Annotated in this window: 27 protein-coding genes and 2 pseudogenes; 26 read left to right on the top strand and 3 right to left on the bottom strand. The window is 50.4% G+C overall.

Translation table 11 applies throughout. The features are described 5' to 3' along the window. The 18 genes and pseudogenes from RTV33_RS14790 to RTV33_RS14705 form a co-directional block, all read left to right on the top strand. Nucleotides 1-1053: pseudogene (locus tag RTV33_RS14790) on the top strand (S-layer homology domain-containing protein); the annotation flags it as partial. Between the two features lie 15 nt (nt 1054-1068). Further along, on the top strand, nt 1069-1299 hold the full coding sequence (locus tag RTV33_RS14785) for a DUF6133 family protein (protein WP_312645513.1): 231 nt from the start codon (nt 1069-1071) through the stop codon (nt 1297-1299). Further along, nucleotides 1289-1741 carry an A24 family peptidase gene (locus tag RTV33_RS14780; protein WP_312645511.1) on the top strand — a complete coding sequence of 151 codons (453 nt, stop codon included), beginning with the start codon at nt 1289-1291 and terminating at the stop codon, nt 1739-1741. The genes RTV33_RS14785 and RTV33_RS14780 overlap by 11 nt, the downstream gene beginning before the upstream one ends. Next, nucleotides 1738-1872: a hypothetical protein gene (locus tag RTV33_RS14775; RefSeq protein WP_312645509.1), complete on the top strand. Its 135-nt coding sequence runs from the start codon at nt 1738-1740 to the stop codon at nt 1870-1872. The genes RTV33_RS14780 and RTV33_RS14775 overlap by 4 nt, the downstream gene beginning before the upstream one ends. Nucleotides 1873-1901: 29 nt before the next feature. Next, nucleotides 1902-2726 (top strand): Flp pilus assembly protein CpaB, encoded by an 825-nt coding sequence (locus RTV33_RS14770; RefSeq protein ID WP_312645507.1) that lies wholly within the window; start codon nt 1902-1904, stop codon nt 2724-2726. Next, nucleotides 2726-3541 carry a ParA family protein gene (locus tag RTV33_RS14765; protein ID WP_312645505.1) on the top strand — a complete coding sequence of 272 codons (816 nt, stop codon included), beginning with the start codon at nt 2726-2728 and terminating at the stop codon, nt 3539-3541. Before RTV33_RS14770 ends, RTV33_RS14765 begins: the two co-directional genes overlap by 1 nt. Then, nucleotides 3535-5142: an ATPase, T2SS/T4P/T4SS family gene (locus tag RTV33_RS14760; RefSeq protein ID WP_312645503.1), complete on the top strand. Its 1608-nt coding sequence runs from the start codon at nt 3535-3537 to the stop codon at nt 5140-5142. Before RTV33_RS14765 ends, RTV33_RS14760 begins: the two co-directional genes overlap by 7 nt. Then, nucleotides 5139-6068, top strand: coding sequence for a hypothetical protein (locus tag RTV33_RS14755; RefSeq protein WP_312645501.1), 930 nt, complete (start codon nt 5139-5141; stop codon nt 6066-6068). The genes RTV33_RS14760 and RTV33_RS14755 overlap by 4 nt, the downstream gene beginning before the upstream one ends. 10 nt (nt 6069-6078) lie before the next feature. Further along, the gene (locus RTV33_RS14750; RefSeq protein WP_312645499.1) at nt 6079-6951 is read left to right on the top strand and encodes a secretion protein F; all 873 of its coding nucleotides are present in this window, start codon (nt 6079-6081) and stop codon (nt 6949-6951) included. A gap of 13 nt (nt 6952-6964) precedes the next feature. After that, complete coding sequence (locus tag RTV33_RS14745) at nt 6965-7609, top strand: hypothetical protein (protein ID WP_312645496.1); 645 nt, start codon at nt 6965-6967, stop codon at nt 7607-7609. 29 nt (nt 7610-7638) lie between these two features. After that, on the top strand, nt 7639-8295 hold the full coding sequence (locus tag RTV33_RS14740) for a hypothetical protein (protein ID WP_312645494.1): 657 nt from the start codon (nt 7639-7641) through the stop codon (nt 8293-8295). Then, nucleotides 8289-8684, top strand: coding sequence for a DUF4320 family protein (locus RTV33_RS14735; protein WP_312645492.1), 396 nt, complete (start codon nt 8289-8291; stop codon nt 8682-8684). Before RTV33_RS14740 ends, RTV33_RS14735 begins: the two co-directional genes overlap by 7 nt. 8 nt (nt 8685-8692) lie before the next feature. Next, a complete protein-coding gene (locus RTV33_RS14730) occupies nt 8693-9238 on the top strand; it encodes a hypothetical protein (protein ID WP_312645489.1) in 546 nt (181 codons plus the stop codon). Nucleotides 9239-9347: 109 nt separating this feature from the next. Next, nucleotides 9348-9920 carry a DUF6550 family protein gene (locus RTV33_RS14725; RefSeq protein ID WP_312645487.1) on the top strand — a complete coding sequence of 191 codons (573 nt, stop codon included), beginning with the start codon at nt 9348-9350 and terminating at the stop codon, nt 9918-9920. 66 nt (nt 9921-9986) lie between these two features. Continuing rightward, nucleotides 9987-11675, top strand: coding sequence for a hypothetical protein (locus RTV33_RS14720; protein ID WP_312645485.1), 1689 nt, complete (start codon nt 9987-9989; stop codon nt 11673-11675). A 723-nt stretch (nt 11676-12398) separates the two neighbouring features. Continuing rightward, complete coding sequence (gene ltrA / locus RTV33_RS14715; protein ID WP_312645483.1) at nt 12399-14396, top strand: group II intron reverse transcriptase/maturase; 1998 nt, start codon at nt 12399-12401, stop codon at nt 14394-14396. 58 nt (nt 14397-14454) lie between these two features. Continuing rightward, nucleotides 14455-14925: a hypothetical protein gene (locus RTV33_RS14710; protein ID WP_312645481.1), complete on the top strand. Its 471-nt coding sequence runs from the start codon at nt 14455-14457 to the stop codon at nt 14923-14925. A 72-nt stretch (nt 14926-14997) separates the two neighbouring features. Continuing rightward, nucleotides 14998-15336, top strand: coding sequence for a DUF3852 domain-containing protein (locus RTV33_RS14705; protein ID WP_312645479.1), 339 nt, complete (start codon nt 14998-15000; stop codon nt 15334-15336). Between the two features lie 85 nt (nt 15337-15421). Here RTV33_RS14705 and RTV33_RS14700 read toward each other — a convergent pair whose 3' ends face one another. The 3 genes from RTV33_RS14700 to RTV33_RS14690 all read right to left on the bottom strand — a co-directional run bounded on the left by RTV33_RS14700 (nt 15422) and on the right by RTV33_RS14690 (nt 18689). Continuing rightward, complete coding sequence (locus RTV33_RS14700; protein WP_312645477.1) at nt 15422-16930, bottom strand: hypothetical protein; 1509 nt, start codon at nt 16928-16930, stop codon at nt 15422-15424. A gap of 210 nt (nt 16931-17140) precedes the next feature. Further along, nucleotides 17141-18016 (bottom strand): hypothetical protein, encoded by an 876-nt coding sequence (locus RTV33_RS14695; RefSeq protein ID WP_312645475.1) that lies wholly within the window; start codon nt 18014-18016, stop codon nt 17141-17143. Nucleotides 18017-18245: 229 nt separating this feature from the next. Then, nucleotides 18246-18689 (bottom strand): hypothetical protein, encoded by a 444-nt coding sequence (locus RTV33_RS14690; RefSeq protein WP_312645473.1) that lies wholly within the window; start codon nt 18687-18689, stop codon nt 18246-18248. Nucleotides 18690-18928: 239 nt separating this feature from the next. Here RTV33_RS14690 and RTV33_RS14685 point away from each other — a divergent pair, with 239 nt between their 5' ends. From RTV33_RS14685 to RTV33_RS14650, 8 genes and pseudogenes are all read left to right on the top strand, one after another. Further along, nucleotides 18929-20083: a hypothetical protein gene (locus RTV33_RS14685; RefSeq protein ID WP_312645471.1), complete on the top strand. Its 1155-nt coding sequence runs from the start codon at nt 18929-18931 to the stop codon at nt 20081-20083. Further along, nucleotides 20080-20724, top strand: a complete 645-nt coding sequence (locus RTV33_RS14680; RefSeq protein WP_312645468.1) for a hypothetical protein — start codon at nt 20080-20082, stop codon at nt 20722-20724. Before RTV33_RS14685 ends, RTV33_RS14680 begins: the two co-directional genes overlap by 4 nt. Nucleotides 20725-20790: 66 nt before the next feature. After that, nucleotides 20791-21696, top strand: coding sequence for a conjugal transfer protein TrbL family protein (locus tag RTV33_RS14675; RefSeq protein ID WP_312645466.1), 906 nt, complete (start codon nt 20791-20793; stop codon nt 21694-21696). Nucleotides 21697-21715: 19 nt separating this feature from the next. Next, the gene (locus RTV33_RS14670; protein WP_312645463.1) at nt 21716-22804 is read left to right on the top strand and encodes a DUF4406 domain-containing protein; all 1089 of its coding nucleotides are present in this window, start codon (nt 21716-21718) and stop codon (nt 22802-22804) included. 182 nt (nt 22805-22986) lie between these two features. Continuing rightward, nucleotides 22987-25245 carry a DNA cytosine methyltransferase gene (locus RTV33_RS14665; protein WP_396327524.1) on the top strand — a complete coding sequence of 753 codons (2259 nt, stop codon included), beginning with the start codon at nt 22987-22989 and terminating at the stop codon, nt 25243-25245. A 5-nt stretch (nt 25246-25250) separates the two neighbouring features. Then, nucleotides 25251-25508: a hypothetical protein gene (locus tag RTV33_RS14660; protein ID WP_312645460.1), complete on the top strand. Its 258-nt coding sequence runs from the start codon at nt 25251-25253 to the stop codon at nt 25506-25508. Between the two features lie 2 nt (nt 25509-25510). After that, nucleotides 25511-26098 (top strand): hypothetical protein, encoded by a 588-nt coding sequence (locus RTV33_RS14655; RefSeq protein WP_312645458.1) that lies wholly within the window; start codon nt 25511-25513, stop codon nt 26096-26098. A gap of 79 nt (nt 26099-26177) precedes the next feature. Beyond that, nucleotides 26178-26361 (top strand): annotated as a pseudogene (locus RTV33_RS14650) (type VI secretion protein); the annotation flags it as partial.

The following is a 26361-nucleotide window of genomic DNA, read 5'->3' as shown; positions in this document are numbered from 1 at the left end:
ACCAATGCCGCCCCCACTGTTACCCTGACAGCCGAGCCCACCCGCACCGTCAAGGACGGCAAGTTCCTCGTCAACATCAGTGCAACAGCCGCCGATGCGGACGGCGATGCAACCACGCTGGAATGGGATAACAAGGCGGCTGACGGCTACTATGCCCCAGGCACGCACACCGTAAAAGTTCGTGCAAAGGATATCGCTGGTGTATATTCTCCTTGGGCATCAAAGACTTTCACCATTACCAGCTCCGCACCGACTGTAACCCTGACCGCAATCCCCTCCCGAACCACGAATAACGGCAAATTCCTTGTCAGTATCAGCGCCACTGCCACCGATGCGGACGGCGATGCCACCACGTTAGAGTGGGAAAATAAGGCGGCTGACAACTACTATGTCGTTGGTACGCACACCATCCGTGTTCGCGCCAAAGATGCTACCGGGTTGTATTCGGAGTGGGTGTCAAAAACCTTTACCATCGTAAACTCTGCACCAACTGCGCCGGTCATTAGCCGAACCCCAAGTGGCAACAGCGTACCACCCGGAACGCCGGTTACCATCAAGGCAACCAGTTCCGACCCCGATGGTGATGCTGTCACCCTGGTCTGGGAGGGTCGAAATGCTGAAACACAAACCTACCCGCTGGGCAAAAATGTGGTGCGTGTCAAAGCGGTGGATTCCGCAGGTACTGAATCGCCCTGGTCCGCCATTGTATTCTTTGTAGCTGACTCAAACGGCAATGGCGGTATGACCCTCACCGGCCCCGATTCTGTCATCATGGAGAACGGGATTGAAGGCGCCACCATCACGGAATATACCTTTACGGTGCCTCCAGTGAGCGGTCACAGCGGCGGCGACCACGGCAGGGTACGCGGCTACAACAGGCTGACCGGTCAGTGGGATCAGCTGGACTACGGCACTACCTCCAACGGCATCACCTTCAGCCGCAGCCTCGGCGCAGGCGTATACACAAGGCTGGAATTCTATTATTACACCAATCACGACTGCATGTATAACAAGAGCAACATCACGTATTCCGTAACCTATCATTTCGAGTAAGAAGGAGGAAAAACCATGAAATCTTTCATTTGCAAGCTGAAGAACAAGGCTGTCACAGCCGCAGTCAGAACCTGCAACAGCCTTTCCGGAAACCGCGGAGAGGGCTACATTGATACGGCCATCAAAATCCTGCTGGCGGTTGTCATCGGCGCTCTGCTACTGGCGGGGCTTTATGCCCTGTTTGGGGAAACGGTACTGCCGACCTTGACCCAGAGAATCAAGGAAATGTTCAACTATGGAGGCTAATGGCATCGCACAGGCGGTGCTTTTTTCTTCTCTGCTTATGGCGGCTTCTGTGTGGGATCTCCGCAAACGGATCATCCCGGACAGCATCTGCCTCCTGATTGCACTGGCGGGGCTGATTGATTTCAGCCCCGCCAAGCTCTTGGGAGTCTTTGCGGCGCTGCCGCTGTTGATTACCGCCTTATACAGACCAGGCGGTGTCGGCGGCGGGGATATCAAGCTCACTGCCGCCGCAGGCATTGTTATGGGATTTTTGGGATGCACAATCGGGCTGACGCTTGGCCTGATCGCATCCCTCTTTTTTTATTTCTGGGCCCAAGTCATCAGAAGGTTCCGCAAACTGGAGCCGCAGAAAGCGGCGCAGGCATCCCTGCCGATGGCGCCGTTTTTGTCCCTCGGCTTTCTTGCCGTAACCATTCTAAATATTGGAGGAATTATCTCATGAAAAGAATCCGTATCAGCAGAAAAAAGGCCATTCTAATCGCCGGTATCGCCGCCGTTTCTCTGGCCGCCGCCCTTATTCCCAAGGCTGTGAAAGCGGCGAAATATCGCAAATACAGCTCCGCCAGCTTCTAAATCACAATGAAATTAAGGAGGAAAATCCTATGAGTCTTTTTAAGAACCGCACGGTTATCGGCGTGATCTGCATCCTTTTGTCCCTGCTCATTTGCTTCGGAGTGACGCCGCTGTTCAACAAGTCCGTCAGCCAGAAAACCGAGATCGTCCGCGTGGTCAAGGAAATCAAGGCGGGCGATGAGATCACAAAGGATACGGTCCAGACTGTGGAGGTGGGCGGCTTCGGGCTGCCCGACAATGTCATCCGCCAGAGTGAAACGGTCATCGGCAAATATGCTAAAGCCGACCTCTCCATCGGGGACTATATCTTAAACACCAAGCTGTCCGACACCCCGGCTGCGGAGAATGCCTACCTTTATAATCTGGACGGCACCAAGCAGGCCATGTCGGTGACCATCAAGAGCTTTGCAAACGGTCTGTCAGGCAAGCTTCAGAGCGGCGATATCGTGTCGGTCATAGCCGCGGATTACAAAAAGCAAGGCATGACCGTCATCCCTGCTGAGCTGAAATACGTGGAGGTCATCAGTGTGACGGCCTCCTCCGGATATGACGCCAATACCGGCGAGGCCAAATCCGAGACAGATGAGCGTGAGTTGCCCTCCACGGTAACCCTGCTGGTATCTCCTGAGCAAAGCAAAGTATTGGCAGAGTTGGAATCTGACGGTAAGCTCCATTTGTCCCTCGTTTACCGCGGCACGCCTGCCAACACCGCCAAATTTACAGAAGCACAGGACAAGGTAATCGCCGCCTTGTATCCCGCGGAGCAGCCGGAGGACGGCCCCGCCGAGCCTAAGTCCCAGGGAACGGAGGATGGCACTGTATCTGAAGTACCCGCGGAAAGCGAGGTGCAGTGATGCTGAATTTTAAGAAAAAAAGCATTTTCACCCGCCAGTCTGCCGGGGAAGATGCCCAGCCGGAGCAAGAGCCCCAGAGCGGTGTTCTTGCTGTTTGGGGCTCCCCCGGCAGCGGAAAGACGGTTACAGCCGTGAAGCTCGCAAAACATCTTGCGGACCGAAAGAAAAACGTGGTGCTTCTGCTATGCGATATGACTGCGCCCATGCTGCCCTGTGTTTGCCCACCCTCCGATCTGGAGAGTGAGCATTCGCTGGGCAGTATCCTTGCCGCCACTCATGTAACCGAACCGCTGATCAAGCACAATCTTGTGACGCTCAAGAAAAACAGCCATCTAACCATCCTTGGCATGAAAAAGGGAGAGAACGAATACACCTACCCGCCCTATGAGCAGACGCAGGCTCAGGAGCTGATGGACGGACTCCGGGAGATCGCCCCTTTCGTGGTGGTAGACTGCGGCAGTTATATCGCCAACGACATTCTCTCCGCGGTGGCGCTCATGGAGGCTGACAGCGTCCTGCGCCTTGCCAATGCCGACCTGAAGTCTGTGAGTTATCTCTCCAGCCAGCTTCCACTGCTTCGGGATTCTAAGTGGGATGCGGATAAGCAGTACAAGGTTGCCAGTAACGTGAAGCCCCAGCAGGCCGGGGAACAAATCGGTCAGGCGCTGGGCTCGGTGGCCTTTACCCTCATCCATTCTCAGGAGTTGGAGGAACAGTACCTTGCAGGGAATCTGCTGACGGATTTGTCCCTGAAGGACAGCCGCCTGTTCCGCAGGGAAATCGAAAAAATTGCAAAGGAGGTGTTCGGATGTTAGGGAAAAAGAGAAATACCTCTCTGTTTTCTTCGGATAAAAAATCCGATCAAGCGGTTCCGCAAGAACCAAAAACTTTTGAAAATATAGACATTCCCCCCGATGCCAATACCATGCAGGTGGTAGTGCTAAACGAAACCACCGGACCAACAATTCCGGAGAATCTTACCCAATATTCCTCCTACGATGGCACAATCCCTCCGGAAATGCAGGAGCCTTCAAAGCGGACGGTATTGGCGGAAGTCACAGTGGGGCATCGGGCACAATCCTTATTCTTCACACCTGAAGCCGAGGGAAAGGATTTTTCTTCGGTCCTTGCCGACGTGCAGGGATACATCTCCGAACATTACAGCACCCTCATCACCGTAGGCGGCGAGGATGCCAAGGCACAGCTCAAACGCTACATCACTAAATATGTCCAGGATCGCCGTGTGTCGGTAAACGGTATGAGTGGCGAAAAACTGGCGGATGCCCTATACACCGAAATGGCGGAGTTCGGATTTTTGACCAAATACATCTTCGGCACCGGTATTGAGGAAATCGACATCAACTCGTGGCGGGATATTGAGGTGCAGTATTCGGATGGCCGCACAGTTAAGCTGGAGGAACGCTTTGAGAGTCCCCAGCACGCCGTGAATGTAATCCGCAGGATGCTCCACATCAGCGGCATGGTGCTGGACAACGCCAGTCCCATCGTGCTGGGGCATCTCAGTAAAAACATCCGAATCGCCGTCCTCAAGAGTCCTATTGTGGACGAGGATGTGGGCGTGTCTGCCTCTATCCGTATCGTCAACCCGCAGAGCATGAAAAAAGAGGACTTTGTCAAAAGTGGTACGGCCACCGACCCAATGCTGGATTTTTTATCTCTCTGTGTCCGTTATGGTATATCGGTCTGTGTGGCGGGCGCAACATCCAGTGGAAAAACCACAGTGGCAGGCTGGGTGCTAACCACCGTACCGGATAATAAGCGTATCTATACGATTGAAAACGGCTCCCGTGAGCTGGCTCTGGTGCGGGAGAAGGACGGAAAGGTGGTCAATTCGGTCATCCATACCCTGACCCGCGACAGCGACAATGACCGTCAGCGCATCGACCAGACCAACCTTCTGGACTATGCACTCCGCTTTAACCCGGACATTATCGTGGTGGGTGAGATGCGCGGCGCCGAGGCCAATGCCGCCCAGGAAGCGGCCCGAACCGGCTTGGCGGTGCTGACCACCATCCACTCAAATTCCTGCGAGGCTACCTATCGCCGCATGGTGTCCCTGTGCAAGCGTGCAGTGGATATGTCTGACCAGACCCTCATGGACTATGTTACAGAAGCCTATCCGATTGTCGTTTTTTGCAAGCAGCTTGAAAATAAGCAGCGCCGCATGATGGAAATTCAGGAATGTGAGATCCTCCCGGATGGCACAAGGCGCTACCGCCCGCTGTTTCAGTATGTCATCACGGAAAACCGCATGGAGGATGGAAAATTCATCATCGAGGGGCACCATGCGCAGATCAATACCATCTCGGACAGCCTTGCCAAGCGGCTGCTGGAAAACGGCATGCCCCAGGCTGTAATCGAAAGCTTGCGGAGAAAGGAGGCACACAGCGCATGACGACGGTACTTTTAATCGCCTGCATCGGAATGATAGCAGGCTCTTTTATTGTACTCGGCCTTACGCCGATAGAATTCACTACGACGGTATTCGGAAAGCTCACTGATAGGCCCAAGTCCCTCCGTGACGAGGTGGGCGAATTCACCCGCAGGAAAAAGCAGTCCTATCTGCGCCGGGAAATTACTGAGGTTAGGTCTATCCTCAAGGTAACCGGCAGAAAGGCACGCTTTCCCGTACTCTGCGCCCTGTCCCTGTTATGCTTTGCCGTGGGCGCGTCCATCGCCATCATGCTCTCGAACTTTTTCCTTGTTCCTGTGATGGCGGTAGGCTGTATGTTCCTACCCTTCTGGTGGGTGAAACTCACGGCCAGCCACTTCAAAAAGGATATTGCGGCGGAACTGGAAACGGGGCTCAGTATAATCACCACAGCCTACCTCAGAAACGAGGATATCCTGACGGCGGTGGAAGAAAATCTGCCATACCTGAACCCTCCTGTGCTGTCGGTGTTCAAGGGATTTGTGTCCCGCATTAGGTTGCTTGACCCCGACGTGACGGCGGCACTCCATGATCTGAAAGACCGGATCGATAATGCAGTGTTTCACGAATGGTGCGACGCCCTTATTGCCTGCCAGCATGACCGCAGCCTCAAGACCACACTGACGCCCATCGTCAGTAAGCTCAGTGATATGCGGGTAGTCAACGGCGAGCTGGAAAACATGGTCTTTGAACCGAGGAAGGAATTCATTATCATGGTGATCCTTGTCGTAGGCAATATTCCGCTCATGTATTTTTTGAACCAAGATTGGTACCGCACGCTGATGCACACACCGCTGGGGCAGATTATTCTAACCATCTGTGCCGCCGTGATTTTCGTTTCCACGGCGTTTGTGATTAAGCTCACCCAGCCCATCGAATATCGAAGATAGGAGGACATCCATGACAATCTACATCTTTTTATTCGGAGTCCTCCTGTCGGCGGGACTCTTTTTCATTGCCGCCGACCTGCTGCGGCTGCCTACCCTTGCTACCCAAAAGGCGATGCTGTCGGCAGGAAAGCAGGCCAAAGCAAAAACCAAAACTACCGATATACTTCTGCGAAACGCTGCCGTCCGTCTCTCCCGCTACATCCATATGGATGAGTACAAAAAGAGCAGGATGGCAAATGTGCTGTCGGCGGCAGGGCTTTCCGACTCGCCGGAGCTGTTCACGGCAACAGCTATTGTCAAGGCTACGGCTATTGCGCTTTGCATCATTCCCTGTCTGATCGTCCTCCCGTTGCTGGCGCCCATTGTACTGTTTGCCGCCGTGCTGGTCTATTTTAAAGAGATACGCAAGGCGGACGAGGCTCTGGCCGCTAAACGAGGCAAAATCGAACAGGAACTGCCCCGCTTCGTTGCAACCATTACCCAGGAATTGAAAGCCAGCCGAGACGTGCTGTCCATGCTGGAGAATTTCAAGAGAAATGCAGGTGAGGACTTCGCCGCAGAGCTTGACATCCTCACAGCGGATATGCGCTCTTCCAGCTATGAAGCGGCACTGACGAGGTTTGAGGCAAGGTTCAATTCGCCCATGCTCTCGGATATCACCAGAGGGCTGATCGGCGTACTCCGGGGGGACGATGGCGGGATGTATTTTCAGATGCTGGCACACGACATGAAGCAACTGGAACTCCAGCGGTTAAAAGCGCAGGCCATGAAGATACCACCGAAAATCCGCGTGTTCTCCTTTGCGATGCTCATGTGTTTTCTTATGACCTACATGGCGATTATTGTCTATGAAATCATCACATCCCTCGGCGGGATGTTCTAAGGGGGAAAACGCTATGAAAAACAAATATCGAGCTCTGCTGTTTGACAGGATTCAGGAAAACTACGCCGACTTTATAGCGTCTCTTTCCTCCTCCGATATGATCAATAAGGCGGTGGAAATCTCCGCGGCTCAAATGGTTAAGGAGAGTCTCATGGACAGCGTGGATGAACAACAGGCCGAATGGCTCCTGCGGTTTGATAATCCGATGGAGATCATGCGGGATAAATGGATTGAGGAAAACGGCATGAGAATGGTACCTGACGAGGATTTCTCCCATGCTCTGTGGTCCGTTATGAATTGTCAGGATACCGAAAGGCTTTATCTGCTGGCACCCGGCGTGGAACCGACACCCGGCAGGGACGATCCAGTGACCGTGAGGGAATTTATGGAGCAGCATCCAAACGCATCCTTCGACATGGTGACGCCAGGAGGCTTCGTGTATCTGACACCTGATCGTGCGAAACTGCTGCTTGCTGGACAGAACATCAAGGGGCATCACGGAAGTTCCGAATATGCCACGGAGATTATCACCGATGAGCTACTAAACCAGGAGGTCATTGATGCGAAATTCAGCGGCAAGGAATGGCGTATATGCACTGCTGATAATCAAGAGATGACACAGAAGCCGCCCTCGCTGGATCAGGGGGTGACCATGTGATAAAAAGTGAACAAGGAGGTGTGAACCAGATGACGGAAAAAGAAATGATGGCGCTTCTGCGAAAAAAGCTGGACAACAGCATGGCGCTGTACCAAAAGGAGTGGCAACAAAAGCCGGCCTCCGATCTGGTGGATATGGCAAGTGAAATTGCCGCTGCGAAGTTTGTGTATGGAGAGCTGTCCGGCGGCAGATATTCTCACGAATATATGGAATACCTGCTCCGTTTTGAAAACCCGCTGGAGGTTGTAAGGGATCAGTGGATATCGGAGCAAACCGTTGATTTCAGCGAGGAACTCACGCATGCTCTCTGGACTCTGTGGGATAAGGGTGAATCGGAATCAGAGTATACCCTTGACCCGGAATATGCGCCTGTTTCTGCGGAGGAAGTGAGAATCACCGTGCGGGAATTTATTGAAGCGCACCCGAACGCGGCGTTTGATATGATGACGCCCGGCGGCTATGTGTACCTGACGCCGGAAACCGCACAGCTTCTGCTGGCAGGAGAGAGTGTGAAAGGAAATCCCGGCTGCTCTGAGTTTGCCAGAGATGTTCCTGCAGAGGAACTGTTGGAGCAGGAAATCTGCACCGCTGATTTCAGCAAGGGCGCGTGGCGCGTGTTAAGTGATCACAACCCTGAACCGAGGCAGGAGCCGGGACCCTTTGAGCAGGGGGTGACCATGTGCTGAGAATCCTGAAAGACAAGCGTGGTGAGGGCTACATTGACGTGGCGGTGCTGGTGCTGAGCGCCATGCTGGTTGTCGCCCTTGCCGTGCGGGTGTTTCCCGTCTACATCCAAAAGCAGCAGATTGACACCTTTGCCGTGGAACTCATTCGGGAGGCGGAAATTACAGGACAGGTCGGCAGCGAAACCAGCCGCCGAGAGCAGTTTCTGCGGGAAAAGACCGGACTGACCCCTACCGTGACATGGTCCAAGACCGGCAGAATCCAGCTTAATGAGGAAGTAACGGTAACGATCACTTACCAGACAAACATCGGCTTGTTTGGCGGGTTTGGCTCGTTCCCGATTACACTCCGGTCTGATGCCGCGGGGAAATCGGAAGTCTATTGGAAGTAGGTGGTGAGATGAAAAGAATCAAACGTATCCTCAAGAACAAAAGCGGCTCCGGCTTTCCGCTGATTATCGCAATTACTCTGTCGCTGGTGGTTATTTTCACCGGCATTTCGGAATATCTCCGGCTTATGCTCGTGGCCCAGGGTGTGCGGGACGCAGTGCAGACTGCCGTTATATCCACCGTCAACGACAACTATGACGATGTGTACCACGGTGTGCGGGAGGGTTATTCGGGAGCCTACCAGCCCATTGCCGAGGACTTCGAGGAAAGCCTCGATTACGGCGATATTTATGATAGGCTGGACAGCATCCTCGGGCTTGACTACAGCGGTGGCTATCATGAGAAACGCACTTCGGACAGCAAGCTGGAATTCAAAGTGTGGAATCTGGAGGTGGACATTCGAAACGCTCCCTTTGCGTCAGGCGACCAAGCCTCCGCCCGCTTTGAAGCTGACAGCACCATCATGCTGGAGGTTCCTGTATCCTTTGGCGGAAAACTGCTGCCGCCCATGACAATCAAGGTCAAGACCAGCGCCGGATACACACCGAGGTTTTGACTGATTTCAAAAAGTTTTCTATAATATGGATAGACTTTTTGAAAATTTCGTGGTAGGGTGTGACTTAACAGGAACCTATCAAAATTTAACAAATAGGAGGATTACTCTTATGAAGAATATGAATGGCAAAATGAAGAAATGGCTGGTCGTAACCGGCTGCCTTGTCCTCTGTACGGTGCTGGTGGTGCTGATCGGGCAACAGTTCAAAGCCCAAAAGCCAGTGGATGATCCCCTCCCGTCCCAAAGCTCCGAGGTGAGCGATGTGACGGTAGATCCGTCCGAACCGGACAGCACAGAGAAAGAAAAAGAGGTCATCGTAACCCCGCCTGATACCACTCAGCCCACAAGCACTGACAACGGCGCGATTTCCAGCGGCACGGAACAGACTATCCAGAGTGATGTGAGCAAGTCCGAATATACCGAGGATCAGCTCAAAGACCCTACTCAGCAGCCCAATGGTGAAAAGGTCACGGAGCCTCCCCAGTCTGTCGACCACGATAAGGTGGAGCAGCCCAAGGAAACGCCGAAAAACGACAGTCAACCCCAAGGTGGCGATACCAAGGACGGCAAGATTTATGTGCCGGGTTTTGGGTGGATTACCGACAATGGCGGTGGCGGTCAGGGTGTGACAGTGGACGGTGACGGCGATATTGATAAACAAGTTGGCAATATGGGAGAATAACAGAATACTTTCACAAGGCACGGTTGAAATAGACCGTGCCTTTACTTTTGCAAAAAGGAGGCCGCAATGAAGAAATTATTCAAGAGCATAGCCAGTCTTATACTGGTGCTTTGCCTATTCTGCCCTCTAACCGCATTTGCTGATACCGGCGGCAGCGGAAATATCGATGGCGGCGGTGGAGGCATGGGCAGCGGAACCAGTACCAATTCATGGAACGGCGGCAACGAGGGTGTGCGTGTGACTGTGGTTCGGGCCAGTGATCATGCGGTTGTAACAACACCTTTTGATTTTACCAATAAGAAGCCGGACAATATTCGCGTTCACTTTGGAAAGGTGAGCAAGCTGTCTTATAGCTCTGGTCAGCAACTGACACCTACCACAAGCGTATACTCATATATCAATCCAGCCCAAGCTATGCCTCGCATCATCAGCACCAACGGCAGTAATAACATTGAAGCCATTAAAAAATATTTCTGTTCGGAATATGTGGTCAAGCGCATTGCTGATGTTACAGGCATGAATTACGATGTTTTAATAGGCGGCGAGTATAAAATCCTTTTAGAGCCCATCGCCTACTACAAATTTGAGGGCACCATGATTGCCACCACCGCTACCGAAGCGGCGCTCTATGACGAGCAGACAAGCGGTCTGCTAAGACGGCGTATGGTATCGCTCACCCATAAGAATCTTCCGCTGGCCCTGTTCTTAGAGGTAGGCGACCTCGGCTATCCCGCATGGGGAGGCAGCAAAAGCAGCGCCGCATCCAATGCGGATATCAAGTCCAGCCTTGGACTTGGCGTTGTCCGTTTTACGGAGAAACCGGAGGAACCTCAGATTGACGCCTACGATTATGAGTACCGGGTAAACACCAATGTCATCACGGCGGTGAGGATCAGCGGAGGTCAGTCCGATCCCGACAGGCCCACCCGTGTCAGCTTTAATATCGGTGGGCAAACCTACAGCGTGGGCAACGTCTACTATCCCGCAGGGGATAGCCAGCTTGCATGGGTTCAGTGGAAAACCCCCGACACCGAACAGAATATGACAATTCAGGTGACGGTTTCCGGCCCCGGCAGTACCGCCAAGACGACCCTTAATGCGAAAATAGTTGACCTTGACAAGAATCCTCCGCCCAATCCCGTGGCCGATGATCGCAACGACAGCTTCCGTACCTCTGCCGTACCAAGCAGGACGGTAAAGAGCTCGGCAAGTTGGAGTGTCTGGCGTCCGTGGTGGCAGGAATATTGGGTATGGCACAGTGGTGACGAAGATGATGATGGATACTGGTGTGATCATGGGTGGTGGGAGTTCGACCTGGACCGTTACAGCGCCAGCCTGACCTCTTCCATGAGCATCAAGTGCGATGATAATAATCCGACTGCCAGCGGAAGAACGATGAAATCGGGATACGGCATCAACCAGACCGTTATCGGAAGCATCAGCTCCAATCAAAGCTCGGCGGTTACTCAGCCGCAGAATGCGGTTAGTTATTTTCCCGAATTTTGCTACGAAACCTATTGGCGGCTCTTGGAGCGTATGGGCTCAGGCCGATTTGAGTTTCAAAACAACCCTTATTCCACGTACAAAAACCGTACCCATTTTAGCCCGATCTGGATGCCGGACGGAGCCTATACCGTCAACACCTGGCTCATTGATGGATGGACGCCGGATGGAATGCTGTCCGCTAACCTTATAGACAGCCTGACCATAAGGGGCAATTTGTGGCAGGACTGGCATGGTGCGATACGTTCCTGACTGAAAAGGTTAGGCACTAAACAAAGAACGTAAAAGTTACAGTTTAGTAGAACTGATATTCCGATGGGTGGAATGATGGGGTAACGCCCTGAAACGCCCCCTTGATACTCCGACGTGCATAACGGCGTGTAATAGCCGTTGTGTACGAAGCTCGGTGAAGTCGGCAGAGAGTGACCGTAAATAGGTTTTTTTTTTCCTGTACGAAAGCTGTTCAGAGGTGAATGGTGTCGCCTATATGCCGGAGGTCTTAAAAATATCTATGGTGAGAATGTGGGAGCGATACCCACTGACAAAACGTCCGAATGAAAGGGTCTATAAGTCGATACGGCAGAAATGACGTAACCGCCAACGTGCGGGGTGCGTGAGGTTTAGTAAAATAGTGCCCATGAAAAACCTTATGGCATTACAGGTGCCATCCAGCGTACAGGCTCAAAGGACAGCCTACGGATATATGCACAGATAGGAATATCGGAACGTAGTAAGGTCAGAACGTGGAACGGATTACACCGTAATGAAGCGTCAGCAGGGAAAGCCCACAGGGTATAACCTGCTCTTATCTGGCTGAAAGTGGTGGCACAGTACCGATGAAACCGTGGAAACACGGTGGAGGGATAGCCACTAGTCGAGAATTACACTGAAAAACAGTAACACAAAAGCAACGTAATCATAGGTTCGAGTAGGAATAAGAAAGGCAAGCCCCACAGAAAGTGAGGTGCGCCGACTATGGCAACAAAAGGCAAACTCAAGAAAAAGGCAAAACTGCGCTATGCCGAATATTACGATTTGCAGAATACCTTGGATAATCTTTATGCGGAAAGCAAGGACGGCAGGATTTTCAAAAATCTTATGCCGCTTATCTTGTCAGAAGAAAATATTAAGCTGGCTTTTCGTACTTTGAAGAAAAACAAGGGAAGCAGAACGGCAGGCACAGACAGCAAAACCATTAAAAATCTTGCTAAATTAAGTGATGAACGGCTGATTTATCTTGTTCAGCGAAAACTCCGTTGGTATGAACCGCAACCAGTAAGACGGGTGGAAATTCCTAAACCAAATGACCCGACCAAACTACGGCCGCTGGGAATCCCTACCATCATGGACAGACTGATACAGCAGTGCGTACTGCAAATCTTAGAGCCTATCTGTGAAGCTAAATTTCACGACAGCAGTCACGGTTTTCGCCCAAACCGAAGTACAGAGCACGCCATTGCAGAAGCCTGTAAGCATATGCAATTAACGCATTGCTCCTTTGTCGTTGATGTGGACATTAAAGGTTTTTTCGATAATGTCAACCACGGAAAGCTATTAAAGCAGATGTGGGCAATGGGGATTCGGGACAAAACTCTGATTTCCGTCATATCGGCAATGTTAAAGGCAGAGGTGGCAGGGATTGGTTTCCCCGAAAAAGGCACACCACAGGGTGGGATTATTTCTCCCCTGCTATCCAACATCGTTCTGAACGAGTTGGATTGGTGGATACACAGCCAATGGACGGGTATGCCGACCAAGAGACAGTATGCGGTGGGTGTCAGTCAAAACGGTTCGCTTATTCACAGCAGCAGGTACGGTTCGTTGAGGGCAAAAACCCAATTGAAAGAGTGCCATATCGTCAGGTATGCAGATGATTTTCGCATTTTCTGCAAAACTCGAGGAGATGCACAAAGACTGTACTTTGCAACCAAGGACTGGCTCCACCATCGGCTTGGTTTAGAGGTTAACGAGCAAAAATCTCAAATTGTGAACCTCAAAAAGCGGTATTCCGAATTCCTCGGTTTCAAAATGAAGTTAAACCGCCGGGGAACAAAGAAAAACGGAGAGCCTAAATTCATTGTTCAAAGCCACATCACTGAAAAATCAGCAGAAAAGATTGCACAGAAAGCAAGAGAACTCATTTACAATATCCAGAATCCAGCGGACAGAAACGAGCAGTTTCAGGCTACCTATTTTTACAACTCGTTTGTCATAGGCGTACACAATTATTATGACATGGCTACTCATGTTCAAAAGGATTTTCGGAAAATTGCCTTTCCTATTCATAAGAGCCTAAAGGTCAGACTTCGTGACCGGTTGAAAACCAAGAAACAGCTGGAGCAAAAGAAGATTAAACCCACTGTTCCCAAGCACATTCAGGAGGCATACGGTAAAAGTCAGCAATTGCGTTTTGTCGGTAATGATAAAGTTTTGGTCCCGATTGGATATGTTTCTCATAAAAAGCCCATTTCCAAAGCGAGAATAGTAAATAAATTCACTCATGAGGGCAGAGAGCGTATTCATAAGGGATTGGAGCGAATCGACAAAAACATTTTGCATTATCTTATGCGCAATCCAGTGAGGTACAGGTCGATTGAATTCAATGACAATCGGCTGTCCTTATACTGTGCACAACAAGGAAAATGTGCTGTCAGGGGAATATTTCTGGACAGAGATGATGTCTATTGCCACCACCGTACACCACGGCATTTAGGCGGTAAGGACAACTACAAAAATCTCATTATTGTTTCAGAGGTAATCCACAAGCTGATACATGCCAACAGTGAAGAAACGATTTTCAAATTGCTCAGAGGGTTAAACCTCGGTCAAGCTCAGATTAGGAAACTCAACCAGTTACGGAAACTTGCCATTGTTGAAAGTTGCTTTGTGATACCAGATGTAATTCCCGATGGGGCGCCGTGTGAGGGGAAACTCTCGTGCACGGTGCTAAGCGGGGGAAAATCCGGAGATTGATTTCAAAGGATTACCTATCGCAATTCGCCCCTAAAAAGCCATAGTAGAAGGTGATGAAATGGCATATGAGCGAATGGAGGCGCCAAAGGGCTGCCTATACCACTACACGAAAAAAGACCGGCTGGATGCAATTCTGGAGGATGGGCGCATCCGCCGCTTCGGAGATCGTGAGTGCTGGTTCTGTACTTCCCTTGCGGATACCCTGCGGCTTATGGAAATGACCGTCATGAAAGAAGGACATCCATACGTTGATACGCGGGGATGTTTAAAGAGGTACCCCGCTTTCATACCCGAAGATTACATCATCCTAAAGCTGGAGCAGCGGCATCAAAATGGGGAATGGGTACGGTGGAATCAGGAGATGCCTCCCGGCTGCTCCCCCGAAATTCTTGCGGAAGCAGAAGAATTCAGCGGACTTAAGAAAGGCTTCCGGGGCGATCTTAAATTTCATCAGAACCCCCAGGCAATTGAGGTTGCCTCGCTTTTGGAGGAACAGGCTTCGGGCATGGATATGACAATGAAGCTATAAAAAAACAGAAAAAGAACAAGGCCGCGGGAGCAAAACCCTGCGGCCTTTTCTCAACTCAGAAAGGTGGTCTTTATGAAAAAGTACAAAAAAATCACCCTTATGCTTACCCTTGCCCTCATGCTAACGCTTGTGTTCAGCACAACCGCATTTGCGGCAAACGGAGATGTGGCCGGGGCAATCGAGGGAACTTGGAACGATGCTTCCGGGCAGATCAAGACGGTGGTCAACAAGGTGGTGTTTCCGGCAATCGACCTGATTCTTGCGGTGTTTTTCTTCGCAAAATTGGGAATGGCGTATTTCGATTATAGGAAGCATGGACAATTTGAATGGGCGGCGCCGGCGATTTTGTTCGCCTGCTTGGTGTTCACATTGACAGCACCGACTTATATCTGGACGATACTTGGTATGTAATAAAAAGCAGGCCGATTTCTGTCATGCAAAATCGGCCTGCTACTAAGGTTTCCATTATCCTCGTTATAATTATTGCGTCTGGAGTTTAGATCAGTTCCATCGTAATATCCAGGCGTGTCTTTTCATAAAAAACCATACACCACTCCACATCTATTGTAAGTTCAAAGTGGAGTGCGGAGCAGGCCGCCCGAAGCTTGCCTTGGTTATCGCCCCCAAAGACGAGGGCGGTCGGGCCATCCGTACTGCCGATGACGCCGATGCAGCAAACGTCACCAGTTGCCCGCGGAGCCTTTAGCTCGGCGTCCTTTTGGCGGGGCCGGTCGGATGAAGTGCAATCCGTGACGGTAAAAGACCCATCCGTAAGGTCGGGCAAGAGCGTATAGCTCATCATGATATAGTGCCTCGGGAACTCCAGATCGGGGTCGTTGAAATGCTCATCAGACAACTCCTGCCGTTCATATTCCTGTACGGTCAGCGTGTGTTTCTTGCCTGTGGATGGGTGTGCAAACTCAATTTGCTCACCGGGCAACGATACCCCAAAGTGTAACCCCGGTATGGCGACAGGCTCTTGCATCAATATTATGCCGAGCGTGTTGATTTGCGGCTTTCGCTTCGTCTTCCAAGGGAACGCGCAGCGCCAGATGGCATAACCTTGATCGGGATCAAGCCCATAATGCAGCATGACGCTCCACGCTTCAAGGCCGTTGCCCTCCGGCAAGCAGGGGTTCCAGCAGAGGCCGCAGCCGTGCGAGCTTGAAAGCTCGGTTCTGTTCAGCACAACCTTCGGATTTATATTGACGGTCAGCGGGTTTTCCGCATCAATCTGCATCCGCTGTTCATCGGTAAAGCCGCTTCCGTCATTGTCAGCAGAGAGCTTCCATTTATCCATAAAGGCACGGATACGCTCCGGGGGAACCTGCAAGCAAAAATCTACGATCAGACCCTTGCTGCAGGTGTAAATCGCCGGAATCGTCCAGACTTCATCCTGCCAGACAAATTGCTTATTCAAGGGAATTTCCTGTCCTGCCCTTTCACGGACGGAATGCCCCCAAAAGTTTGTATCAAAATAAACCTTCCACTCCGGTATGGGAGGTTCAACGGGAACCATGTCATAGTAATCCTGCGTATAGGGGATGCAGCGGTAATCAAACCCGTCCTGCAGGGCTTTCATATACGCAAATGGCTGTTCCATAGGCATAAGGGACAGCTCTTTCCCAATGGTATGCAGCACTGCTGATTGCTCTTCCGTAGGGGTGTTTTCACTCAGAAATTCATCAAACTCTTCCTGCTCCCAACACCACGCCTGTTCCAGTGCCGCAGTGTGGACGCAAGCCAGCAAGAGCCTCAGAAAATCCTGAAAGTCTTTTGCCAGCGGATGGACGTAATTGCCGGATGTGTTCATCGGACTGACGGCAAACACCATCTCCCCAAAGCCACGCACAAAGCAAAAATGAATGCCGTCAGCACCTGCCCAGCCGATGATGCTTGCGCCCTTTGGTGTGCAAAAATAGTGATTTTCGTTTTCGCCTTGTTCTAAGCCGATGTGAAAGCCATTTATATTCAGTTTCAAATAATTTCTATACACCATCTTCATTATGGCCTCACATTCCATGCATTTTCTGACCAATTGTGATTTATCGCAATACGGGATTGTCTTACTGGCAATATAATTTATCATAAAATATAGTACCATATGTCGGTGAAAATTTCCACTGTCCTAAAGCGAAGATTGACTGGACGATACTTGGTATGTAACGAAAGAGCAGGCCGATTTCTGTCTTGCAAAATCGGCCTGCTGCTATGCTTACAATGATTTAGATAGCCATATCGGAAACAATGATGAAACCCATTCCGATGTTTTGCGCTTGCTTTCAAAGACGACATAGCCTTTATAGCTGTATAGATAATCGATCTTCCACTGGTTTTCCGCTATTTGTTTCTTCTGAAGGAGGTGTAACAACTGCGTACTATCTTCACTTGTGGTCAATCGCCTTTTCCCAACAATATAAGTTAAGTCTGTAAGTGAGAGTGCGTAACTTTGCGGAAACATGATATCAGTAATATGAGAGCTGATGGGTTTGCCATCCGATAACCTCTGAAACATTTTATGACGAAGCATATAGCCTGTCCCTTGTATCAAGAGCTTTTCCACGTTCTGATTTTCATGTTTAACGCACTCCGAATAGATTGTAAGCGCACGGACTGTTTTACCAATACCAATGTAACATGGCGTTTTTCCAAGGCATCCGCCATGTTTGCATACACCTTTATGAGGCCATGAAGTAGTTTGGTTACGTTCAAAAAGCTGATATTGTTCTATCCAGCTTAGAGCAGCTTGTGCTTCTTTACTCTCAGCAAGTCCAAGTCTACAATAGGCTTCCAGCAGCATCGCGTTGTAGCAAGGGACAATTTCTTCAATTCCGCCTAAGCATGAAAATCCTTGTTTTGTTGCAATGTTCCGATTAATATAGTCTATCATCTTTTGTGTGTAAGGTAATCTTTCAATATGTGGGATTTCACTTAGGCCCATAATTCGAAATACAGCAAACAGGGGGTGATCCACAAAATCTGTTATGAGCTTCCCGACTAATACTGATTCACTTAGCAAACTTGAAATTTCATTATTCTCTATATGTTGGTTTTTCTCAGAAGCAATCCTTAGCATTAATGCTGTATCCATGGTACACCCCCTTAGCGTTTATTATTTATGGCATCTGTGTTACAGTACAAATCATTATATATAAAAGAATACCATATTTTTCAGTATCTTTCCATCAGCTATATGCAAGCATTGACTGGACGATACTTGGAATATAGGAACAAGGAACAGGCTGACTTACTTGTTGTGGAGTCAGCCTGTTCCTTGGATTAATTGCAGGTTCCTGTTATGTTCATAATCTATATCAAAATCAGCAACTCGCTTGCCATACAAAGAGTCCTTCTGCTCCAGCTAATTTTTCAACCAAGCCCAGGAATTCACGGTTTGGATTATATAAACTCATGTACAAATCATCACCATTTACAACCAGCATGACATTTTCATGGTCTACCACGATATTCATATAATCCTTTTCTCCGTCGATACACTGAAAAACCCAATCAGTCAGAGTGGCTGGAGAAGGATTTTCATTCCACCCCTCGTGATATCTCACGTGAAAGTCATAATAGCAATTGAGTTTTAACAAGATATTGATAAACTTTCGGTAGAGCCTATTTAACTCTGACGGTTGAAGAAAATATTCCTCAACCGCAAAATATTGTCCTCCATTGTCTCTTTCTACTCTTTGAGGCAATGGATCAATCACATAACAGGATGTGTTAATCAGTTCATCTATTTTTGTATATTGATCCATAATTTTACTCCGTTCGATAAGATTCAATTTATCTGTGCGTCATATAAATATTTGACAATTCATTTTTGTTAAACATAAGCATACCATATTTTGCTGTAGATTTCCACAATCTTTATGCAATCATTGACGGGCAGATACTTGGTGTGTAATTGGAAACAACATAGCACATGGTGGGGTTATGCTATACCCCCCATGTGCTTTTTAATACCAAAGCCATCTTAATATAAGGAGTTTTTGATATGAAAAAGCAAAGTACCCAAATATCGTTTTACTGCCCTGTAGATGTCCATTTATTTCCCGGCATGACGGTAAGCGAGGTCGCCTACGATGATGAGCTATCCGAAAGCATGGAGCTATGGAAGGCCGCGCTGGTGGAAAACCCGCAGGACTACGCAGCAATGCTGGATCAGTCTCTCCAAAATTATAATGACGGAAACATGAGTCTGGACTATGACACCGGAGGCCAGCTCATTGGAACTGATTTGACTCATGCTCATTGCGAAATCGTTGGGAAAGACGGAAACCTCTGGCTGAGGGTGGAATGTTGCGTGGGCGAAGAACCGTCCGCGCAGGAGATAAATCAGCTTCGGAAGCGTGTCGCCGGCAGTATTTCGGAAGAAAGTATGGTTGCACGCTGGCCTGATCAGTGGGGATGGTTGAACACCGATGCCGGTGCGTTGATTCTCCGCCCGCAGCCCGTTGAGGATTGGAGCTTTTCCACCAATGGATACCAGCCTCGGTTTGAGGACTTAACGGAAGATAACCATCTGCTAACGGAAAGCGAGTGGTTGGGTGGTGCAGAAAGCCATCAACCTAACCAGAATGATGAACACGATGAATATGATATGAAGCTGAAGGAACAGAGGCGGATCTCCTCAAACAAAGCCCGCCATGCAGCGGATATGCCTGAATGCATCCGCCTGCTCTCAGCTCTGGAAGAAGAGCTGCAGGGAGAAAAGGGTCAGGTCGGTGAATGGATGCGGATCTCCTATGAGCTCAATGAAGATTATGAGGTTGCTCCTGCTGAAATGGTCCATGAGATATGCGATGCATTCAGGAAGGTAAACCATCAATATGGCAACCACATTGCTTGCGCCTTGTACGACAGTCAAAGTATTGTACTCCCTTGCGAAATTGTTCACGCCGCAGATTATTTGAGCATGGGCGGAAGGTTTCAGGATATCCGTGACTTAGCGGATGCCGGTGTGTTCATGAGTAATTATGAACTCCTTGGATACGACCTGAAAACAGAAATAGTCGCACTGGTTAACAACGGCGGGTCAGAGGATGAAGTGTACAGCCTTATCGATTTGCAGGGGCGGCGCCAAACAAGCGATCAGGCGGAGGTTGGCCCCCAACATTATGCCGATCTTGAAGGGACGGTTTTGAAATGAGAAAAGAAGAAAAACTTGCATTTAAATATGGGCAAGCTGCGGCCGAATCCGGCTACCCATTTGCGGTGTGCGATGACCCGCATATGTATGAATTGCTTAGAGGAATATCCGGAAAACCCGGCATTCAAATCAACTTGGAAAATTTGCGGGCGTGGTATATGGGGTATCTCACCCAAACTGCTCTGGCTGGAAACGGCATATCACAGGAACTGTTTGCAGCGGGGCTACGGGTCCTCTTTGACAGTGAACTGGAGCCTCCATCTACATGGATCGGCTTTGCCGCCGAATGTGTTGACCTCGGTCAATATGTCGGCTTTGTTCAATGTGGAGATCGTGCCATCGCAGTTGACCGCTGGCTGGAAACCCTGCTTGCCGGTCTTATGGAAACTCAAAGGCAATACGGACGAGGCATTGCAAAACAGGTCTGCGACCTTGCATTTCTTCGAAACTGCCTGTACCCCAGCGAGATGCTGCGGGCGGCGGAACATTTTCAAAACGGCGGCTCCCCTGAAGAAATCAGCAAAATGATTGAAAGTGGAGCTCTTGAAGGGGAGCAACCGTTTTTCCCAAAGTTGACGGATGGTATCGAAGAAGGTCATGATCATAGCTCTAATATCGGCATGGATCAGAACATGGGCTAAACAACGGGAACAGATGACAGGCAAAAAGCGTGTCTTTCTTTTTTATGGAAAGGAGGTGAACCTCAAATGTTTATATGGGATTTTGTCCTTGGAACCGTCATGGATCAAATCATCGAATGGCTCTACGGACAGGTGGTCGGCTTTCTTGCCGACTTTTTTGCACAGATGGGAAATATGGGCGTGGAGCTGTTCGAAATGAGCTGGGTACAGTCCATAGTCCTGTTTTTTTCATATCTGGCTTGGGCATTGTATGGGACCGGACTGGTGGTGTCGGTGTTTGAAACCGGTATTGAGTACCAGCACGGCCGGGGCAGCATAAAAGACGCCGCTTTAAACGCCATCAAAGGCTTTATGGCGGTGTCTCTTTTTACCATCGTGCCAGTGGAGCTGTTCAAGCTCTCAGTCAATCTCCAGAGCAGCCTCACGGCAGGAATCACCGGCTATGGAACCAGCTTCGGTGACCTTGCCGGAAATATAGTTGCCGAGCTTGGCAGCTCGTCAGACCTTGGCGGCGCCATGGGCTCCGGCGTGTTTGGAGGGCTGACATCCATTACAAACCCCATTATGATACTATTCCTGATTATCATGATGGGATATGCCGTCATCAAAGTGTTCTTTGCCAACCTCAAACGTGGGGGCATTTTACTGATCCAGATTGCCGTGGGTAGCTTGTATATGTTCTCCGTCCCCCGCGGGTACCTGGATGGATTTACACAGTGGTGCAAGCAGATTATTGGCCTGTGCCTTACCACGTTTTTGCAGGCGACCATCCTTGCCGCAGGGCTTATGGTGCTGCGCACCCATGCCCTGCTGGGGCTGGGGCTAATGCTGTCTGCAGGAGAAGTGCCGAGAATTGCCGGCGCCTTTGGTCTGGATACCAGCACAAAGGCAAATCTGATGTCTGCCGTTCATACAGCACAAGTGGCCGTCAACACTACGCGAACCGTGGTGCAGGCGGTTGCACCGAAATAACGTAGAAAGGAAAAAGCCTATGAAATTAATTTATGTGGCATCCCCCTATGCAGGGGACATTGAAAAGAATACCGAGTTTGCCAAGAAAGCGTGCCGCCATGTGATGAACGAGGGGCACGCTTTTTTTGCACCCCATCTGCTGTATCCCCAGCTCCTCAATGACGCCAATCCCGATGAGCGGCAGGCTGGACTTGACATGGGAATTGCCGTTCTTGGAAAATGCGATGAGTTATGGGCCTGCGGCGATAGGATCAGTTCCGGCATGCAAGCAGAAATTGATCTGGCGAAGCAACTCGGCATCCCGATCTGCTATGTGTCTGAAGAACAAATCCTCGGTCCGTTAGACCCCGTATATGCAATATGGGCGAAAGCCAGAGAGGACGGTCCGCTTGCCGGACAGTTGGGGTTCCTATGTGAAAACCGCAGGCTTTTGCTCTTTTCCTCACAGAGTGAAACCGAGGTCAGAATCAAAGACCTCCGCAACCTGTGCCTGAATACTTCTCCAGCCGCTGTATATCAGTGCGTGGATTATTCGGTGGAATATGCGTCAGACAGGCGCATGCACTTGGAAACACTGCAGGAGCTGGACATGATTCCCGCTTTCACTCCGGACAAATTTGAAGTTAAAAGTCAGGCATATGGCAACACCGGCGGCGGGTGCATGGTCGGCACAGTGCAGTTTTACCTGCCTGAACTCGACAAATCCGTATGGGTAAACTGCAACGATGAATGTGTTACAATTACCTCCGCCGACTATATGTGGAATGAAGATCACAGCGAGAGCTGGGAGCGGTATGACGATGTTCTGCTCTATCAGGCCGGGTTCGATGACGCATTGCCTGATGACGTGGAACCTTGGCTTCCCATGATAAAAAAAGCGCTGGAATATACCATTGATCAGGAAACGAGATATTTTCAAGGGCGTGCCTTTTCGCTGCCGACAGCATGGCTGCCTGAATCAATTCGGGAAAATGCGGACCCAGAATATCTTGCATGGCTCCAGGCAGAGGGAAAGGAGGCGCAGGTGGTCTACGGCAGCAACATCGAAATGGAAAAGGACTATCCGCAAAACGGCCAAGGCACATTCGACATGACGGTACCGTCTTAGCTTTAATTACGAATTGAAACCCAAATCATAAAACGATTTTATAAGAAGGAGATTTGAAAAATGAAGAAAACAAACAATGAGCAAGAGCAGGTTTTTATCTCCACCCCAGTGGGCAATCACACATTTAAAAAAACCTAAAGCCGAGCCTGGGAAGCCTTTTCGATGGGATTGGGGGCTTCCCTTTGGCCGCAGTTCATAGCGGTGTCGCACCTGTATGGGCAAGCGAAATTGAACCGTTTCCAATTGAGGTGACAAAACTGAGATTCCCCGACATGGTCCATGTCGGGGATATTACAAAACTGGACGGAGCAAAACTGCCACCTGTGGATGTAATCTGCGGGGGCAGCCCTTGTCAGGATCTAAGTGTGGCTGGACAGCGTGCCGGCCTTGCCGGAGAACGCTCCGGTCTTTTTATGGACCAAGTCCGCATTGTAAAGGAGATGAGAAAAGCCGATGAACAGCGAAACGTACCAGCTCACTTTGTTCGACCTCGATACCTCGTTTGGGAAAATGTCCCCGGAGCATTCTCCAGCGCAGATGGTGAGGACTTCCGGGCGGTCATCGAGGAGATCGTCCGCATCAAGCACAGTTCCTGTGATGTGCCTCGACCTGAGTCCGGGCGCTGGGAATCTGCTGGGGCTGTCGTATTGGGAACCGAATTCAGCTTGGCTTGGCGTGTCATGGACGCTCAATTCTGGGGAGTCGCCCAGCGTCGCCGTCGCATCTTCCTTGTCGCAGATTTTGCAGGACTCACCGCCCCCGAAATACTATTTAAGCAAGACAGCCTGTTTGGGGATACTGCGGAGAGCGGAAGCCAGGGGCAAGGAACTGCCACCCCAGCTCAAAGAGGCACTGATGATACAGGCGGGTCTTGCCTAACTCCGTGGGATGTGCAGAGCCGCCGTATCTTTGAAGAAACAGGAACATGGCCCTCCCTTTATAGCGGTGAAGGCGGTGGACATGGGTATGTACAGACAGAAGAAAAAACGGCGATGGCCTTTGCAGCCAACCAACGTGACGAGGTTCGTGACCTCCACGATGTAGCCGGAGCCTTGGGCGCGCAACCCGGCATGAAGCAGCAGACCTTTGTTGCGGAACCGCTGATCTGCTTAAACGATCAGGGCGGTGATCGCATGGATATCACGGAGGAAGTGACTTCCACGCTCCGTGCGGGCATGGGAGGTCATCCTCCTCTGGTATCTCAGCCGAATTGCCTGAACGGATGGGATACCCAGCAAAGCCGTGTGTTCACACCAGAGGGTGTGGCGCCCACTCTTGCAGGAGCAGACGGCGGCGGTGGAAGAAATCCGGCAGGGCTTCTGTTTGCGGCAGGAGTTGTCAGCAAGGGTGACGGTGACTGCTTTCTCACGCCGGAGGTACACACCTCCATCACCAGTGGTGGTGGGCAGGCCGGACAGGGTTACCCCTGTGTGCTTACCGCGGGATTCTGCGGAAACGCCAGCGCCGAAGCAAGAGGAATCGGCTATCAGGCCGAGTGTTCTCCTACCATCAAAACCGGGACGGCGCCATCGGTGCTGTGTCTGAATGATCAGGGCGGCAGCAAGATGCACTGTACCGAGGATATCACAGGTACACTTCGTGCCCAGGAACATGGGCATCAGCCGCTGGTATTTGACAATCACGCACAAGATTCCCGCTTTACCGGACCAGTAGAGGTGTCGCAGACCGTATCCGCTGGCTTTGGAATGGGCGGAAACAATCAGCCGTTGATCATGGCAGCCCGGCAGGGCAGCACCGATAAGGGTGAAGATAGCGGCAGCACAGACAGGATTGGAAACAACCATCCGGTGCTGTTTGAGAATCACGGCATTGACAGCCGCTACACCGGTCCCCACGAAGTGTCCCCTACCATGTCCGCACGTATGGGTACAGGAGGAAACAATGTCCCGCTGGTGGGTAGGCGCGTCTTGCAGGAAACCATCTGTATTGCCGGCAATACCATTGATCGGGAGCCAGAAAACGGTGGGAACGGACTCGGCTGTCAGCCGGATATCAGCTATACCATTACAACGTCTGACCGCCATGCGGTATTCAGCCGCCAACGAAGCGATGAGTTTTCGGAAAATGATGTGGTCGCTACACAAAGCGCAAGGCAGCATAAGGATGCCACCGACCTCATTTGTCAGCCCTATCAGGAAACAGTGGGAACTATTGGATACAGCGACCATAAGGGTATCAACAATCAATTCGTATCTGAGGATAAATGCATCGTGGAAAGCCGCAATCTTATCCGCAGGCTTACCCCTCTGGAATGTGAACGACTGCAGGGATTCCCCGATGGTTGGACGCTGATACCGGGAGCATCGGACAGTGCCAGGTACAAGGCGCTTGGCAACAGTGTAGCGATACCATGCGTGGACTTTGTTCTCCGTGGCATCGCTTATTTTTTGCAAAAAATCCATGAGGAACAGGAGGAATAATTCCCATGTATATTTACCCCGATAACCTAAAATCAAAGGCAACCTTGTGGCTGTGGGAACTGCGGGACATTGGAATCATCGGCATCGGATGCCTGATTTCTGTCTTTGCGCTTTCCCAACTCGGATGGTTTCCGCCCATCGTCCTGACGGCACTTTATGCCTTTTTATCCATACGTTTTGAGGACGTGAGCATTCTGGATTTTATCCGCTATGCCGCCGCTTTCTTTTTCGTAAAGCAGCAAATCTATGAATGGAGGGCGTAACCATGAACAGAAAAAAGAAACAGGAGGCCAAAGAAAAAGCCTCCACTCGCCAGCTCATCGGCATTGAGGACATCACGGGCTATAGCCTTGTGACCCCTTACGGCGAGCTGGTATTTTTTATGATTAAACCGACCAACATCAGCGTGCTGTCTGACTCCAGCATCAGCGCTCGTATTTATTCCCTTATGAATGTGCTGAAAGGTATCTCGGATCTTGAAATGCTGTGCCTTAACAGCCGTGAAAACTTTGAGGACAACAAGAGCTATCTGAAAGCCAGAATGGATGCCGAACAGAACCCTGTCATCCGAAAGCTGCTGGAACAGGACATGACCGCCCTTGACCGTATGCAAGTGCAGATGGCAACAGCGCGGGAATTTTTAATCATCATCCGCCTGCGTGGAGAAAAAGAAAAGGACGTAGGGCCCTACCTTTCCCGCATCGAAAAGAGCCTCAAGGATCAGGGCTTTACTGCACGCAGAGCCGGTGAAGCTGATACCAAGCGCCTGCTTGGAGTCTACTATGAGCAAAATGTCACCACCGAGATGTATGAGGATTACGATGGCGAGCGCTGGGTAATTCTCGGAGAATAAGTAAAATTCAACAGGCCGTAGGGAGATTCCTTGCGGCCAAAGGGCATGGAACCTCCCTCGGCTGGACAGGAGGTTTTTTATGCCTAAGATTAGAAAAACAAAGGCTGATGATGGTGTGGCAGAGCCGAAAATCAAGGATTTTCTTGACATGATTGCGCCGGGCATCATCAAGTTCAATACGGACCATTTTATATGCGGCAACACCTATCGGTGTGTCTGGGCTCTCCGTGAGTATCCTACCGCAACCGATGAGCAAGCTATCC

Origin of the sequence: Hydrogenoanaerobacterium sp. (assembly GCF_032017025.1) — a bacterium.
Classification (GTDB): domain Bacteria; phylum Bacillota; class Clostridia; order Oscillospirales; family Ruminococcaceae; genus Hydrogenoanaerobacterium.
Note: the sequence above shows the minus strand (reverse complement) of the source record. Positions and strands in the feature narration are given on the sequence as shown.